We start from the raw sequence: 15,668 nt of genomic DNA on the forward strand, positions 1-15,668 counted from the left end.
CAGGCTAACCGCGAGCACCGACAGCCGACGCGCCGTCGAGGAGGACGGCGACCCGCTCCCGCACCGCGGCCGCGATCTCCTCGACGGGGAGAGCGGCGTCCACGACGAGGAAGCGCTCGGCGTCCGTCTCGGCGATCGCCAGGAACGCCTCGCGCACGCGCCCGTGGAACTCCGCCTTCTCGGCCTCCAGCCGGTCGAAGCGGGTGCGGGCCGCGTCGAGCCGGCCCCGCGCGACGGCGGGGTCGAGGTCGAGCAGGACGGTGAGGTCTGGCCTCAGGTCGTGGGTGGCCCACTCCGAGAGCCGCCGGACCTCGACGGCGTCGAGGACCCGCCCGGCTCCCTGGTAGGCGACGGAGGAGTCGATGTAGCGGTCCTGCACGACGACCTCGCCGCGCTCGAGCGCCGGTCGCACGAGCGTCCCGATGTGCTGGGCGCGGTCCGCCGCGTAGAGCAGGGCCTCGGCCCGCGGGTCGATCTCGCCGCGGTGGTGCAGAACGATCTCGCGGATCTGCAGGCCCACCTCGGTGCCTCCGGGCTCGCGGGTGCGGACGACGGTCTCGCCCCGCGTGCCCAGCCACTCCTCGAGCAGCCGGGCCTGCGTGGTCTTGCCCGCGCCGTCCCCGCCCTCGAGGGTGACGAACAGCCCGGTCACGACTCCGTCGCGTCCGACGTCTCGGCGGCGGCCGCCTCGGCCGCGCGGCTCGCGGCGGTGGCGCGGGGCGCGGCGGGCTTCTTCGCTGCGGTCGTCTTCTTGGCGGCCGCGGCCGTCTTAGCCGCCGTCGTCTTAGCCGCCGTCGTCTTAGCCGCTGTCGTCTTGGCCGCCGTCGTCTTGGCCGCCGTGGTCTTCGCCGCGGGCTTCTTGGCCGGCGCGCGCTTGGCCGGAGCCTTCTTGGCCGGGCCCTTCGCGCGCTTGTCGGCGAGCATCTGGACCGCCTGCTCGAAGTCGATCTCCTCGATCGTGAGGCCCTTGGAGATCGTGACGTTGGTCTCGCCGTCGGTCACATAGGCGCCGAAGCGTCCGTCGCGGATCCGGATCGGCTTGCCGCTGACGGGGTCCGCCTCGAACTCCTTCAGCGCGCTCGACGCGCGTCGCGCCCCGTACTTCGGCTGAGCGAAGATCTCGAGCGCCGTCGGCAGGTCGACCTCGAAGATCTGGTCCTCGCTGGTGAGCGACCGGCTGTCGGTGCCCTTCTTGATGTACGGGCCGTACCGGCCGTTCTGAGCCGTGATCGGCTCGCCGCTCTCGGGGTCGTCACCGACCGTGCGCGGCAGGTCGAGCAGGCGCAGCGCCGTCGCCAGGTCGATCGACGCGACGTCCATGGACTTGAAGAGGGAGGAGGTGCGCGGCTTCACGACAGCGGGCTTCTTCGCGCCGCGCTTCGCGGGCACGGGCTCGACGACCTCCCCGGTGGCGGGATCCGCCGCGGTTTCCGGCTCCGGATCGACCTCGGTCACGTAGGGGCCGAAGCGCCCGTCCTTGACGACGACGGTCTTGCCCGAGTCGGGGTTGCTTCCCAGCACGCGGTCGGTCTGCACCGGGGCGTCGACGAGCTCCTGCGCCTTGGCGGGCGTGAGCTCGTCGGGAGCCAGCTCGAGCGGCAGGTTGACGCGACGCGGCGTCTCCTGCCCCTCCTCCTGGGCCACCTCGAGGTAGGGGCCGTACTTGCCGATGCGCAGGGTGATGTCGTCCGTGATCCGGACGGAGTTGATGCTCTTCGCATCGATCTCGCCGAGGTTGTCCACGACGTGTCGGAGCCCGGGGTGCGTGCCTCCGCCGAAGTAGAAGCGGTTGAGCCAGGCGACGCGGTCCTCCTCGCCGCCGGCGATGCGGTCGAGGTCGCCCTCCATCTCGGCGGTGAAGTCGTACTCCACCAGGTCGGAGAAGAAGTCCTCGAGCAGCCGGACCACCGAGAAGGCGATCCAGTTGGGCACGAGGGCGGTCCCGCGCGGAGTGACGTAGCCGCGGTCGACGATGGTGGAGATGATCGACGCGTAGGTCGAGGGCCGGCCGATTCCGAGCTCCTCGAGCGCCTTGACCAGGCTCGCCTCCGTGTAGCGCGGGGGCGGCGAGGTCTCGTGGCCCTTGGCCTCGACCTCGGCGACGACCAGGCTCTGGCCGACCTCGAGCACCGGCAGCTTGGCGTCCTTCTCGTCGCGGGCGCCGTGACGCTCCTCGTCGCGCCCCTCCTCGTAGGCGAGCAGGAATCCGCGGAAGGTGATGACGGTTCCGGAGGCGGTGAACTCGGCGGTCTTCGCGACGTCGCCGGCCGGCTCGGCGAGCAGCGTCACGGTGGCGGTCGAGCCCTTGGCGTCGGCCATCTGCGAGGCGACGGTGCGCTTCCAGATGAGCTCGTAGAGGCGGAGGTCGTTGCCGCGGAGGGTGCCCGAGAGCTGGTCCGGGGTGCGGAAGGTCTCGCCCGCGGGCCGGATGGCCTCGTGCGCCTCCTGCGCGTTCTTGTTCTTGCCGGAGTACAGGCGGGGCTTGTCCGGGACGGTCTCGGCTCCGTAGAGGGACGCGGCCTGGGTGCGTGCCGCGTTCAGCGCCTGCTGCGAGAGCCCGGGCGAGTCGGTCCTCATGTAGGTGATGAAGCCGTTCTCGTAGAGCGACTGCGCGACGCTCATCGTCTGGCGCGCCGAGAAGCGGAGCTTGCGCGCCGCCTCCTGCTGGAGCGTGGACGTGGTGAACGGGGCGGCGGGGCGGCGCGAGTACGGCTTGGACTCGAGATTCGAGACCCGGACCGTGGTGGCGGGGTCGCGCAGCGCCTCGGCGAGGGCACCGGCGGTGGACTCGTCGAGGACGGTGACGTCGCCCTTCAGCTGACCGCGGTCGTCGAAGTCGCGGCCGCTTCCGATCCGCTTGCCGTCGAGCCGCGCCAGGCGGGCGTCGAAGCCCGCCGCGGCGTCCGACTCGGGTGCGAGCACGGTGGCGAGGTCCCAGTAGCTCGCCGACACGAACGCCAGGCGCTCCCGCTCGCGGTCGACCACCAGGCGGGTCGCGGCCGACTGCACCCGACCGGCCGAGAGCCCGGGGCCGACCTTGCGCCACAGCACGGGCGAGATCTCGTAGCCGTAGAGGCGGTCGAGGATGCGGCGGGTCTCCTGGGCGTCGACCAGGGAGGTGTCGATGTCCCGGGTGTTGTCGCGCGCCTTCTGGATCGCGTCCTTCGTGATCTCGTGGAAGACCATGCGGTGCACGGGGACCTTGGGCTTGAGCTCCTCGAGGAGGTGCCACGCGATGGCCTCGCCCTCGCGGTCCTCATCAGTGGCGAGGTAGAGCTCGTCGGCGTTCTTCAGCGCGCGCTTGAGGTCGGCGACCGTCTTCTTCTTCTGGTCGGACACGACGTAGTAGGGCTCGAAGCCGTTGTCGACGTCGACGGAGAACTTGCCCAGCGGGCCCTTCTTCAGCTCCGGGGGGAGGTTCTTCGGCTCGATGAGGTCGCGGATGTGCCCGACGGAGGCGAGCACCTCGTAGCCGTCGCCCAGGTACTGGGCGATGGTCTTGGCTTTCGCCGGCGACTCGACGATCACCAGCTTCTTCGTGCCGGACACAGTTCTCCTCGATTGGTGCTGTCGGGTCGGACGACCAGTGGTCCGACGTCCCCTGCTGCGGGGAGACGGTGCGCGGCGACGTGGTGCGGGGAACGGCGACGCGTCCCCATCGGCGGGGGCGCCCGACAGGCACACCATACACACTGACCCCGGACGTCCTGCCCCCTCCCGAGGACACGGGGACCTCGGGAGGACGCTGGACACGGCCTCGGAGCCGCCTGCCCGGCCTGCCGTCGGCGGGGGTGACGCGCGGCGCCGATCGGCGCATGATGAGGCATGGCAACGACGCACACCACCACGACTTCCGCCTACACGGCCAAGCTCCTCGACGGACCGCTGGAGGGCAAGACCCTCCGCCGGGGATACGGCGACGATCAGGCCCCCGCCGCACGCCTCGAGATCCCCGGGGCGAGGGCGGGCTCCCGCTACATCTACCTCCTCGCCGGGGGCCTCGAGCACGACGAGGGCGCGGGCGCCCTGCCGACCGCCGCCGCGTACCGGTACCAGCGACTCTCCTCCGACTGACGCGCTCCCGCGGCGTCGTCCGAACCTCGGTCCGGACGACGCCCGCTGCTGCCCCCGCCCTCAGGGCGGCGGGCCGGCCCTCGACCGCGCCGTGAGGGAGAGCGGACCCGCGGCGACGGCCGCCTCCGTTCTCGCGACGCCGCCGTCGACGTCGCAGAGGACGAGCTCGGCGCCGTTCGCGCGGGCCACGGCGGCGGCACGTCCGCACGGATCCCCGGCCAGCAGGCCGGAGGCGACGTCGGCCGCTGCCAGGGACGAGGCGTCCGCGGCGGCGACCGCTCGCTGGTGCCCGACGACTCCTGCGCAGCCGGCGAGGACGGCGGCCGTCACCAGGATCGTGCCCGCGACGACTCCGATCGCCACGACCGCGGCCGAGCCCTCCTCCCGGTCGCGGACAGCCCCGGGGAGTCGGCGGATCATCCGCCCCCGCCCAGCGCGCAGGACCGGACCGAGACCGGGAGCGACACCGCCGGGAGCGGGCGCAGCCGGGCCGCGACGTCGACGCAGACCAGTCCGTCCTGCTCCCCCGCCGTGAGCGACGCCCCCGCCACCCGGGCGAGCGGCGCGCGGGGGTCGTCGCCCCGGGCCGCGGACCGGGCCGCGTCGGCGGCCGCGTCGACGAGCCGGACGTACTGCGCCGAGGCCGCCACCGACCCCAGGCACAGCGCCAGCACCGCGACCACCGCCGGGAGCACGAGCGCGAGCTCGGCCGTGGCCGAGCCCTCCTCCTGGACGAGCCGCCCGCGCAGCAGCGGAAGGCCTCTCATCCCGCCGCGGTGAGCGCGCGGGTCACCAGGTCGGTCAGGATGCTCCGCACCTCGTCGCCCTTGAGGATGACCACCAGCAGCCCGGCGAAGCCGACCGCGGCCATCGTCGCGATCGCGTACTCCGCCGTCGCCGACCCCTCCTCGTCGCCCAGAGCGCCGAGACCTCCCCACCCGGGTCGGCGCCACTCGACGCGCCCCGCGGAGACGTCGATGCCCGTTCCTCCGCCGGACGCCGCACCTCCGCCGGACGCCGCACCTCCGCCGCTCCTCGAGCCCCGGCTCGTTCCGGGCACACCACTTCCCGCATCCCTCCTCCTACCGAGTCCTCGACTCCGGGAGACTCCCCCGCCGCTGATCGCCGTGTCACTGCTCATCCGTCCTGCTCCGTTCCGCCCCGCTCCGTGCCCCTCCTCCGAGGATCGCTGACTCCCGATCCCACCGATCGACCCTCCGGCCGATCCGTGGAGACGCCTCCCGATCCCGCCCCTGTGGAGGAGCGGTCGACCGCGTCACGCCGCCACCGAGAACGTCGAGAGCAGCACCGAGACGACCATCGGAGCCACTCCGAGCAGCAGGAACGCCGGCAGCACGCAGATCCCGAGCGGCAGCATCAGGGTCACGCCGAGCCGAGCGGCTCGCTCCCGCGCCCCGGAGGACGCCCGTGCCCGGACCAGAGCCGCCTCGCTCCGGAGCAGGCGTCCGGCCGGCACGCCCGCCGCCGCGGAGAGGGCGAGCACCGGGTCCGCGTCGGAGAGCACGCGCTCGCCCGAGTCGAGCCCGCACTCGGCGAGCGCCGCCACGACCCGGGCGCGCGACGACTCGATCGAGCCGCCACCGGCCAGCGCCACCGAGAGGAGGTCGAGCGCGAGCCCGGGCGCCGGATCGGCCGGGGCCGCGCTTCGGACGAGGCGCCGCGTCCACGCGTGCGCGGCCGCCATCAACCCGGCTCCCCCGACCAGGCAGACCGCACCGGGCACCGTCCCGAGGAGCACGCCGACCACGTCGAAGCCCAGCAGTGCCCCCAGACCCAGCGCCGCCAGCGGCAGCGCGCTCACGACCCTCCCGGTGGCGGAGGGACCGGCCAGAGCCACCTCGATGTCCCGGCGGGCGCGCGCCAGCTCGCGCAGGGACTCCGCCAGCTCGCCGAGAGCGGCGGCGACCGGCGCGCCGGAGTCGGCGGCCACCCGCCACGCGGCGGCCAGCGCCGCCCACGCGGTCGCCTCACCGGTGTCCGGCGCTCGCCGTCGCGGCCGCTTCCGCTCCGAGCCGCTCCGCCGCGAAACCGGCGTCCCGCGCAGCAGCGCCTCCGTCACGTCGCCCCCGCGGCCGGCCTCCTCCGACACCGCCCGGAGCAGCCGCCGCCGCCGCGCGTCCCCGCTGTCCGCCCCCTCCGCCCCCGCGAGATGCCCGAGGGCCGACGCGGGAGCCACTCCCGCCGCGAGGAGGACGGCCAGTCGGTGCACGACGGCCGCGACCTCGTCCAGCCCGTCGCGGCCCGTCACGCGCTCGACCTCGAGGCGCTCGGGAGCGACCCGTCCTCGACCCTCAGGCGGCCGGCCGCGTCGAGCGCGAACGTCCCGAATGCCGCCAGCCGCCGCCGCCCGTCGCGGCGCTCGAGGTGGAGCACCAGGTCGATCGCGCTGACCGTCTGGCGGGCGATCGCCTCGGGCCCGAGCCCCGCGAGGACCCCGAGCGCCTCGAGACGCGCGGGCACGTCCTCGAGGGAGTTCGCGTGGAGGGTCCCCGCACCGCCGTCGTGCCCGGTGTTCAACGCGGACAGCAGCTCGCGCAGCTCGACGCCGCGGCACTCGCCGAGGACCAGGCGGTCCGGACGCATCCGCAGCGCCTCCCGCACGAGCCGGTCCAGGCCCACGGCACCGGCGCCCTCGAGGTTGGGCTGCCGCGCCTCGAGCGAGACGACGTGCGGATGCGCGGGCCGGAGCTCGCCGACGTCCTCGATGGCGACGATCCGCTCGGTCGGCGCCGCGCACCCGAGCAGGGCGCCGAGCAAAGTGGTCTTGCCTGATCCACCGGCTCCCGTGATCAGCAGGTTCCACCGCTCGCGGACCGCCCGGCGCAGAAGCCGCACTCCGTCGTCGTCCAGCATCCCGGCCGCCTGCAGCTCCCCGAGCGTCCAGGAGTCCGACCGCGGCACCCGCACCGACACGAGCGCTCCCCCGGTCGCCACCGGCGGCAGCACGACGTGCACGCGGACCCCGTGGCGGAGCCTGACGTCCACGCACGGGCTCGCCTCGTCGACGTGCCGTCCACCGGCCGCGACCAGCGCGACGGCCAGCCGCCGTGCTCCGGCGGCGTCGAGCGTCCACTCCGGCACCCGCTCCGCACCACCGCCCCGGTCGATCCAGAGGCCCGCGCCGCCGTTCACGAAGAGGTCGGTCACCGCGGGATCCGCGGCGTGCGGCGCGAGCAGCCCGAGACCGGCGGCGGCGGGCCGCACCGGCAGCGGGTCGCGGCGGTGCTCGGCGGGGACGAGGGGGACGAAGTCGCGGGTCATCCCGGCACGCTAGGAGCCCGTTCCGCGCGCCGGGGCGCTCCCTGCCCGATCGGAGGAGAGACGCCCGCGTCGGCGCCTGTGGAGGAACGACCCGGGCCGGACGCGCGCGCAGGGGCGGCTCGGGGCTCTCGGCAGGGAGCCGCTCCGAGGAGGGGCCCCACGGCGCAGAGAAGCCCGGTCGACGAGGAGGCGTCCCGCGACCCGAGACGTCCCGGCGACGCGGAAACGCCCCCGCGAGCAGGGCTCGAGCGGGGGCGTCCCTCCGCCGGATCCGGCGGGAAGAAGGGGGCGGCACCCATTGGGGGGAACAGGTGCCGCCTCGGCGGCGCTGGATTGGGGGGAATCACTTGCGCCGCTGGGCCGAAGTTCATTCGGCCGTATGCAACTGTAGGGGACGGATCGCGATTCGCCAAGCCCGGATCCTGTTCTCTGCGGACTCTTATCCGACACCCGCCCCGCACCCAGCTTGCGGCGCTCGGCGATCCCCGCTGGAGGCGGGCGCTACGGTGGTGCGACGCCGACCGCGCGGGCCGGCGAACGTCTCACTCGCGAAGGAGCGAATCGCAGATGTCCACTCCCCCCGACGCCCCGGCCGCCGACCGGAACGCCATCGACAACCTCCTCCACGAGACCCGCCGGTTCCCGCCGCCGGCCGATCTCGCCGCCGGAGCGGTCGCGACCGCCGCGCTCTACGACGAGGCCGCGGCCGACCGCCTCGCCTTCTGGGCCGACCGGAGCCGCGAGCTCCTGCACTGGCACCGGCCGTTCACGCGCACGCTCGACTGGAGCGAGCCCCCGTTCGCGAAGTGGTTCGACGACGGCGAGCTGAACGTGGCCTACAACTGCCTCGACCGCCACGTCCTGGCCGGCCACGGCGACCGTGTCGCCCTGCACTGGGAGGGCGAGCCCGGCGACTCCCGCTCGATCACCTACGCCGAGCTCACCGCCGAGGTGAAGCGCGCCGCGAACCTGCTCACGAGCCTCGGCGTCCGCGCCGGCGACCGCATCGCGATCTACCTGCCCATGATCCCGGAGGCGGTCATCGCGATGCTGGCCGTCGCCCGGCTGGGGGCGGTCCACTCCGTCGTCTTCGGCGGCTTCAGCGCCGAGAGCCTCCGCGCGCGGATCGACGACGCGGAGGCGACACTCGTCATCACCGCCGACGGCGGCTGGCGCAAGGGCGCCGTCTCGCCCCTGAAGCCGGCGGTCGACGCCGCGCTCGCCCTCGGCGGCGAGTCCAGCGTCCAGCACGTCCTGGTCGTGCGCCGCGGAGGCAACGAGGTCGCCTGGCACGAGGGGCGCGACCTCTGGTGGCACGAGGAGATCGTGGCGGTCGACGCCGACCACGTCGCGAAGCCGTTCCCCGCCGAGCAGCCCCTCTTCATCCTCTACACCAGTGGCACCACGGGTAAGCCCAAGGGCATCCTCCACACCAGCGGCGGATACCTCACCCAGGTCGCCTTCACGCACCGCGCGGTCTTCGACCTGCACCCCGAGTCGGACGTCTACTGGTCGACCGCGGACGTGGGCTGGATCACCGGGCACAGCTACGTCGTCTACGGCCCACTCGCCAACGGCGCCACCCAGGTGATGTACGAGGGCACTCCCGACAGCCCGCATCCCGGCCGCTGGTGGGAGATCGTCGAGAAGCACGGCGTGACGATCCTCTACGCGGCTCCCACGGCGATCCGCTCCTTCATGAAGCTCGGCCGGCAGATCCCGCAGCGCTTCGACCTCTCGAGCCTGCGCCTGCTCGGATCGGTCGGCGAGCCGATCAACCCGGAGGCGTGGGTCTGGTACCGCGACGTCATCGGCGGCGGCCGCACCCCCATCGTCGACACGTGGTGGCAGACCGAGACCGGCGGGATGATGGTGTCCCCTCTGCCCGGGGTGACGACTCTCAAGCCCGGGTCCGCGCAGGTCGCTCTGCCGGGGATCTCGATCGACGTGGTCGACGACGCCGGGACGCCGGTCGGCGCCGACGAGGGCGGACTGCTCGTGATCACCGAGCCCTGGCCGGCGATGCTGCGCGGCATCTGGGGCGACCCGGAGCGCTACGTCGAGACCTACTGGTCGAAGTTCGGCGACCGCTACTTCGCGGGCGACGGAGCGCGTCGCGACCAGGACGGCGACCTCTGGCTCCTGGGGCGCGTGGACGACGTGATGAACGTCTCCGGCCACCGCCTCTCGACGGCCGAGATCGAGTCGGCCCTCGTCTCGCACCCGGTCGTCGCCGAGGCGGCCGTCGTGGGAGCCGCGGACGAGACCACCGGCCAGGCCGTGGTCGCGTTCGTGATCGCGAAGGCGAGCCAGGCCGAGGCGCTGGCCCACGGACACGACGAGCTCGAGGCCACCCTGAAGGCGCACGTCGCCGAGCACATCGGCGCGATCGCCCGCCCGAAGCGGATCTTCGTGGTGCAGGAGCTGCCCAAGACCCGCTCGGGGAAGATCATGCGCCGGCTGCTGCGCGACGTGGCGGAGGGACGTGCCGTGGGCGACACGACGACGCTCGCGGACACGCAGGTGATGGCGGTGATCTCCTCCGCGATCGCCGCGGACTGACCGGGCGCCGCCCCCTCCCGCCGCGTGGGCCGGAGGGGGCGGTGCGTCAGTCGAAGGCGACGATCAGCTCGACCTCGACGGGAGCGCCGAGGGGCAGCTCCGCCACCCCGACGGCCGAGCGCGCGTGACGGCCGGGCTCGCCGAACACGTCGCCGAGCAGCTCCGAGGCGCCGTTGATCACGCCGGGCTGCCCGGTGAAGCCGGAGGCGGACGCGACGAAGCCGGTGAGCTTCACGATCCGCGTCACCCGGTCGAGCGATCCGATCGCGTCGGCGACGGCCGCGAGCGCGTTGAGGGCGCAGGTGCGGGCCAGGTCCTTCGCCTGCTCGGGCGACACCTCGTCGCCGACCTTGCCGACCATCGGCAGAGAGCCGTCGACGAAGGGGATCTGCCCGGCCGTGTAGACGAGGCCGCCGTGCACGACGGCGGGGACGTAGGCGCCGGCGGGGACCGCGACCGCCGGCAGCTCGACGCCGAGCTCCGCGAGACGCTCGGCGATCACGCGCCGGCCTCGGCGACGGGGCGCTTGAGGTACGCGACGAGGCCGCCCTCGGGACCGGTCACGATCTGGACCAGCTCCCAGCCCTCGGATCCCCAGGTGTTCAGGATCGCCGTGGTGTTGTGGATCATCAGCGGGGTGGTGATGTACTCCCAGCGCGGGACGGACATGGCTCTCCTCGAGTGCGGCCGGTGCGGGACGACTGCTGAGCGCCGCGCGTCGGCGGGATGAGCGCCGCGGCTCGTCCGAGCGCGGCGACTACGCTGATTCTATGTCGGGGCAGGGCGGGACCAGAGTCGTGAAGACCATCGGGGGCGCCGTCGGCGGTCTGATCGGCATCGTCGCCATGAGCGTCGTCGCGGGAGTCCTGGTGGCCGCCTCGGTGACGCCGGCGATCGCGCTGAGCGGCATGGCCGCCGGCAACACGGTGGAGATGTTCGACAACCTCCCCGAGTACCTCGAGATCGGCACGCTCGCCGAGAAGAGCGACGTGTACGCGAAGGACTCCTCCGGCGGCGACGTGCTGCTCGCCTCCTTCTACGCCCAGAACCGCGTCGAGGTGGGCTGGGACGAGATCTCGCCGTTCGTGAAGGACGCCGTGGTCGCCTCCGAGGACCCCCGCTTCTACGAGCACGGCGGCATCGATCTGCTCGGCACCGTCCGCGCGGCCGCCACCACGGCCATGGGCGGGGACGTCCAGGGCGGCTCCTCCATCACGCAGCAGTACGTCAAGAACGTGCTCGTGCAGAAGGCGGAGGCGCTCAGCGATCCGATCGAGCGCGACGCGGCCTACCGCGAGGCCACGGAGACCACTCCGGAGCGCAAGGTCGCCGAGATGCGGCTCGCCATCGGGCTCGAGAAGGAGTATCCGAAGAACGACATCCTGCTGGGCTACCTCAACATCGCCCTGTTCGGCGGCACCGTCTACGGCGTCGAGGCGGCCGCCCGCTACTACTTCGGAGTGAGCGCGAAGGACCTCTCGCTCGCGCAGTCCGCCGCGCTCGTCGCGATCGTGAACAACCCCGAGAAGTTCCGCTTCGACCGGCCCGGCGACCCGGCGAACCCCGCCGCGGAGGGCTACCCGCAGACCCGGGACCGGCGCGACTACATCGTGACCCGCATGGACCTCGAGTCGAAGGTGACGTCCGAGCAGGCGCAGGCGGCCGTCGCCGAGCCCGTGACGCCGAACATCACCGAGCCGAGCACCGGCTGCCAGACGGCCGGAATCGCGGCCTTCTTCTGCGACTACGTCACCTGGGTCATCAAGAACGACGACGCGTTCGGTGCGAGTCAGGACGAGCGCGACGCCACCTTCAAGCGCGGCGGCTACCGGATCTACACGACCCTCGACTCCGACTTGCAGCAGGCCGCCGTCTCGGCCACCGACGACTGGGTGCCCAAGTCGATGGCGAACGTGAACATCGGCAGCGCGAGCGTCTCGGTCGAGGTCGGCACCGGCCGCATCCTCGCGATGACCCAGAACAAGGACTACTCCAACGATCCGGACCTGACGGGCCCCAACTACACGAGCGTCAACTACAACACCGACTTCGGGTACGGCGGCTCCTCGGGATTCCAGGTCGGCTCGACCTACAAGGTGTTCACCCTCGCGGAGTGGCTGCAGGAGGGGCACTCGCTCGGCGAGAGCGTCGACGGCACCCGCCGGGCCTACACGACCTTCCGTGACAGCTGCGAGCCCGACGGCGTCTACTACGGCGAGTCCTGGAACCCCGGGAACGACGAGGGCGGCAACGGAGGAGTGACCACGGCCCTGCAGGCCACGACCGGCTCGATCAACACCTCGTTCGCCGCCATGGCCCAGCAGCTGGACCTCTGCGGCATCCGCAACACGGCGCTGGCGATGGGCGTGCACCGTGCCGACGGGACCGAGCTGCAGAAGCTCGCGCCGACCATCCTCGGCACCAACGAGATCGCTCCGCTCACGATGGCCACGGCCTTCGCCGGCTTCGCGAACAAGGGCACCGTCTGCACGCCCATCGCGATCGACCGCATCGTCGACCGCACGGGCGCCGACGTCGCGCCGCCCGCCTCCGAGTGCAGCCAGGGGATGTCCGAGGAGGTTGCCGCGACCGCCGGCTACGCCCTGCAGCAGGTGGTGACGGGCGGCACCGGCGCCCCCTCCAACCCCCGCACCGGGGTGCCGCACATCGGCAAGACCGGCACCACGGACGACGCGCTGCACACGTGGATGGTCGGCGCGAGCACCGAGGTCGCCACCGCCACCTGGGTCGGCAACGTGACCGGCTTCACCTCCATGCGCGGATTCAGTCTCAACCGGGTGAACGCCGGGCAGGTGCGCCACCAGATCTGGCCGCGCATCATGCGCGTCGCCGACGCGAAGTACGGCGGGACGGCGTTCCCGGCTCCCGTCCGCTCGCTCGTCGACGCTCCGCAGGAGGCCGTGCCCCAGGTCACCGGCCAGAGCCCCTCTGCGGCGGCCGCACGACTGCGCTCCGTCGGCTTCACGGTCCGCGTCGACACTTCTCCGGTCCCCTCCGACCGCCCGGCAGGGACGGTCGCGCAGACGAACCCGCCCGCCGGGTCGCGCGTCTCCCGGGGCGCGGAGATCACCCTGCAGATCAGCGCCGGACCGGGCGCCCCGCCCCGCGCGGGCTGAGCCCCTGCACCCCCGGCTGCTCCCGAGGGAGCGTCCGGCAGAATGAACGCGGCCGCGCTCGCGGCCGACGTGCGAGAGAAGGACCCATGACCGGACGCACCCGTCGCCCCCTCACCACCGCCCTCGCGACCGTCGCCGCGGCCGGAGCCGTCGCCGCGGCCTGGGGCATCGGCGTCGAGCGGACGCTGTTCACCGTCCGGCGCACGTCGTTCCCGGTGCTGCCCGCCGGTTCCGAGCCGATCCGCGTCCTGCACGTGTCGGACCTGCACATGGCCCCGTGGCAGAGCAAGAAGCAGGAGTGGATCCGCTCGCTCCTCGCCCTGGCGCCCGACGTCGTGGTCGACACCGGCGACAACCTCGGCCACCGCGACGGCGTGCTCGGCATCCGCCGGGCCCTGGAGCCCTTCGCCGGGATCCCCGGCGCCTTCGTCAACGGATCCAACGACTACTTCGGCCCTCGGATCAAGAACCCGCTCCGCTACTTCGTCGGCCCCTCCAAGAACCCCAAGCAGCACGAGGCCGATCTCGACACCGACGGGCTGACCGGCTTCTTCTCGGACGGGCTCGGCTGGGTGGACCTCAACAACCGCGCCGAGAGCATCACGGTGAAGGGGACGCGCATCGAGTTCTTCGGCGTCGACGACCCGCACATCGGCCTCGACCGCATCGACCTCGTCGCCGGAGCCGTGGACGAGCTGCGCGGGACGGAGGACGGTCCGGCCGGGGTCAGCATCGGCGTGGCGCACGCGCCCTACCAGCGCATCCTCGACGACTTCGTCGCCCGCGGCGCCGAGGTGATCCTCGCCGGGCACACGCACGGCGGGCAGGTCTGCGTCCCGGGCTTCGGCGCCCTCGTCACCAACTGCGACATCCCGCGCGACAAGGTCGCCGGCTCGACGACGTGGGACAACGGACTGCGCAGCTCGTACCTCAACGTGTCCGCCGGAGTCGGCACCTCGATCTACGCCCCGGTGCGCTTCGCCTGCCGACCCGAGGTGACCCTCGTCACGCTCACTCCGGCGGCCTGACGAGGGGTGTCCGACGGCGGTCCGGAAATCGGCTACTATTGTCGAGGCTCGTGAGCGGTTGTCCGTGATGAGCACACCGGGGTGTGGCGCAGCTTGGTAGCGCGCCTCGTTCGGGACGAGGAGGTCGTGGGTTCGAATCCCGCTACCCCGACCGGTGAGAAGCCCGGCCAGGATCGATGATCCGGCCGGGCTTCGTCGTTCCCGGGGCGTTCTCGGAATTCTGCTGTGGCGGGGCTCGCACGCAGGCGGATGCTCGCCCGGGCCGGAGCCCGGGCGACGACGGAGCCGGCGCGATCACCGCCCCGCGCTCTCCGGCTCGAGCACTCCTGTCGGCGTCCCAAGCGTCCTGCGCACGGGCGTGCCTCCAGCCCACTCCCCCGCGCCTCCCGGCCCGATCCCAGCAGCCGGGAGCGAGACTGTTCTTCCGCCGTCGTCGCCGCCCCCGCCCGACGACCGACGAGAGGAGCACCGTGACCCGGTCGCTCACCCGCCTCACCCTCGCCATCGGCGTGCCCTACGTGGTCGCGCTCGCAGCGATCGCCTTCTGGCCGACGCCCGTCGATGCGGGAGTGCGGGGGGATCTCGGCCGAGTGACCTCCTGGTTCGCCCGGCACGGCCTCCCGATGGTCGACTACGCGTTCATCGAGTCGACTGCCAACATCGCCCTGTTCGTGCCCCTGGGGCTGCTCCTGGCCCTCAACCTGCGGCTCCGGAGGGCGTGGGTCGCTGTGGCCGTCGGCGCCGTCGTGAGCTCGCTGATCGAGGCGGGCCAGCTGCTCTTCCTCTCCGCGCGCTTCGCGACCGTCGAGGACGTCGTGATGAACACCTCCGGCGCCCTCCTCGGCGCGGTCGCCGGCGTCCTGCTCCGGATGGTCGTCCGCGCACGACGACGCCGGAGGGCGGCGGAGTGGGACGACGCCTTCGCGCACATCCCCCTCCGCGGCACCTCCGGCGTCGTGGCGGATCAGCCGAGCCGCGTCCGCTGAGACGACGGCTCCGCCGCGTCAGCGGCCGAGGCCGCGGTACTCCCAGCCGGCCGCACGCCAGGCGGCGGGGTCGAGGCAGTTGCGACCGTCGACGAGGAAGGCGTTGGCCACCTTCGCCGCCGTGGCCGCGGGGTCGAGGGCGCGGAACTGCTTCCACTCCGTCACGACGACCACGGCGTCGGCACCGGCCAGCGCCTCGTCGACGTCGGTCGTGTAGGTGATCTCGGGGTAGCGGCGGCGCGAGTTCTCGATCGCCTCGGGGTCGGTCGCGACCACGGTCGCACCGAGGTCGTGCAGGCGCGCGGCGACGTCGAGCGACGGCGAGTCGCGGATGTCGTCCGACTCCGGCTTGAATGCCAGACCGAGCACCGCGATGCGGCGGCCCGCGACGGAGCCGCCGAGGCCCTCGGTGACGAGGTCGACGACGCGCTGGCGGCGACGCAGGTTGATCGCGTCGACCTCTTTGAGGAAGGCGACGGACTCGCCGACGCCGAGCTCGTCGGCGCGGGCCGAGAAGGCGCGGATGTCCTTCGGGAGGCAGCCGCCTCCGAAGCCGATGCCCGCGTTCAGGAAGCGGCGGCCGATCCGCACGTCGTAGC

The 15,668-nt window shown here is 73.0% G+C and carries 15 protein-coding genes and 1 tRNA gene; 6 read left to right on the plus strand and 10 right to left on the minus strand.

Features of this window, described 5'->3' with window-relative positions:
* Window positions 1–4: 4 nt before the first annotated feature.
* Both tmk and topA read right to left on the minus strand, forming a co-directional pair.
* Window positions 5–652, minus strand: coding sequence for a dTMP kinase (gene tmk / locus C5C82_RS10320; RefSeq protein WP_104267511.1), 648 nt, complete (start codon window positions 650–652; stop codon window positions 5–7).
* Window positions 649–3,549 carry a type I DNA topoisomerase gene (gene topA / locus C5C82_RS10325; RefSeq protein WP_104355027.1) on the minus strand — a complete coding sequence of 967 codons (2,901 nt, stop codon included), beginning with the start codon at window positions 3,547–3,549 and terminating at the stop codon, window positions 649–651. The genes tmk and topA overlap by 4 nt, the downstream gene beginning before the upstream one ends.
* Before the next feature lie 276 nt (window positions 3,550–3,825).
* Here topA and C5C82_RS10330 point away from each other — a divergent pair, with 276 nt between their 5' ends.
* Window positions 3,826–4,074: a hypothetical protein gene (locus C5C82_RS10330; protein WP_104222197.1), complete on the plus strand. Its 249-nt coding sequence runs from the start codon at window positions 3,826–3,828 to the stop codon at window positions 4,072–4,074.
* A gap of 60 nt (window positions 4,075–4,134) precedes the next feature.
* On the opposite strand, the gene C5C82_RS10335 is transcribed toward C5C82_RS10330, so the two are convergent.
* The 5 genes from C5C82_RS10335 to C5C82_RS10355 form a co-directional block, all read right to left on the minus strand.
* Window positions 4,135–4,494, minus strand: a complete 360-nt coding sequence (locus C5C82_RS10335) for an Rv3654c family TadE-like protein (protein WP_104222195.1) — start codon at window positions 4,492–4,494, stop codon at window positions 4,135–4,137.
* Entirely contained in the window at window positions 4,491–4,841 is a 351-nt protein-coding gene (locus C5C82_RS10340; RefSeq protein WP_104292274.1) for a TadE family type IV pilus minor pilin, read from the minus strand. The genes C5C82_RS10335 and C5C82_RS10340 overlap by 4 nt, the downstream gene beginning before the upstream one ends.
* A complete protein-coding gene (locus C5C82_RS17835) occupies window positions 4,838–5,134 on the minus strand; it encodes a DUF4244 domain-containing protein (RefSeq protein WP_258066067.1) in 297 nt (98 codons plus the stop codon). The genes C5C82_RS10340 and C5C82_RS17835 overlap by 4 nt, the downstream gene beginning before the upstream one ends.
* Window positions 5,135–5,350: 216 nt before the next feature.
* A complete protein-coding gene (locus C5C82_RS10350; RefSeq protein ID WP_104227249.1) occupies window positions 5,351–6,343 on the minus strand; it encodes a type II secretion system F family protein in 993 nt (330 codons plus the stop codon).
* Entirely contained in the window at window positions 6,340–7,356 is a 1,017-nt protein-coding gene (locus C5C82_RS10355) for a TadA family conjugal transfer-associated ATPase (RefSeq protein WP_104262896.1), read from the minus strand. The genes C5C82_RS10350 and C5C82_RS10355 overlap by 4 nt, the downstream gene beginning before the upstream one ends.
* 567 nt (window positions 7,357–7,923) lie before the next feature.
* Here C5C82_RS10355 and acs point away from each other — a divergent pair.
* A complete protein-coding gene (acs, locus tag C5C82_RS10360; protein ID WP_104355028.1) occupies window positions 7,924–9,918 on the plus strand; it encodes an acetate--CoA ligase in 1,995 nt (664 codons plus the stop codon).
* Window positions 9,919–9,964: 46 nt separating this feature from the next.
* Here acs and C5C82_RS10365 read toward each other — a convergent pair whose 3' ends face one another.
* On the minus strand, window positions 9,965–10,420 hold the full coding sequence (locus C5C82_RS10365; RefSeq protein ID WP_208543619.1) for a RidA family protein: 456 nt from the start codon (window positions 10,418–10,420) through the stop codon (window positions 9,965–9,967).
* On the minus strand, window positions 10,417–10,587 hold the full coding sequence (locus C5C82_RS17570; RefSeq protein ID WP_164861113.1) for a hypothetical protein: 171 nt from the start codon (window positions 10,585–10,587) through the stop codon (window positions 10,417–10,419). The genes C5C82_RS10365 and C5C82_RS17570 overlap by 4 nt, the downstream gene beginning before the upstream one ends.
* A gap of 101 nt (window positions 10,588–10,688) precedes the next feature.
* Between C5C82_RS17570 and C5C82_RS10370 the strand changes: the two genes are divergently transcribed.
* The 4 genes from C5C82_RS10370 (at window position 10,689) to C5C82_RS18055 (ending at window position 15,069) form a co-directional block, all read left to right on the plus strand.
* Complete coding sequence (locus C5C82_RS10370; protein WP_104355029.1) at window positions 10,689–13,055, plus strand: transglycosylase domain-containing protein; 2,367 nt, start codon at window positions 10,689–10,691, stop codon at window positions 13,053–13,055.
* Window positions 13,056–13,141: 86 nt separating this feature from the next.
* Window positions 13,142–14,083, plus strand: coding sequence for a metallophosphoesterase (locus tag C5C82_RS10375; RefSeq protein WP_104355030.1), 942 nt, complete (start codon window positions 13,142–13,144; stop codon window positions 14,081–14,083).
* A gap of 77 nt (window positions 14,084–14,160) precedes the next feature.
* Window positions 14,161–14,234: transfer RNA gene (locus C5C82_RS10380), tRNA-Pro, on the plus strand.
* Window positions 14,235–14,553: 319 nt separating this feature from the next.
* A complete protein-coding gene (locus C5C82_RS18055) occupies window positions 14,554–15,069 on the plus strand; it encodes a VanZ family protein (protein WP_258061301.1) in 516 nt (171 codons plus the stop codon).
* A gap of 18 nt (window positions 15,070–15,087) precedes the next feature.
* On the opposite strand, the gene C5C82_RS10390 is transcribed toward C5C82_RS18055, so the two are convergent.
* The coding region (locus tag C5C82_RS10390; RefSeq protein WP_146085976.1) for a UDP binding domain-containing protein at window positions 15,088–15,668 on the minus strand (581 nt) is incomplete at its 5' end.

This window comes from Rathayibacter sp. AY1D5, from assembly GCF_002932515.1.
Lineage (GTDB): Bacteria > Actinomycetota > Actinomycetes > Actinomycetales > Microbacteriaceae > Rathayibacter.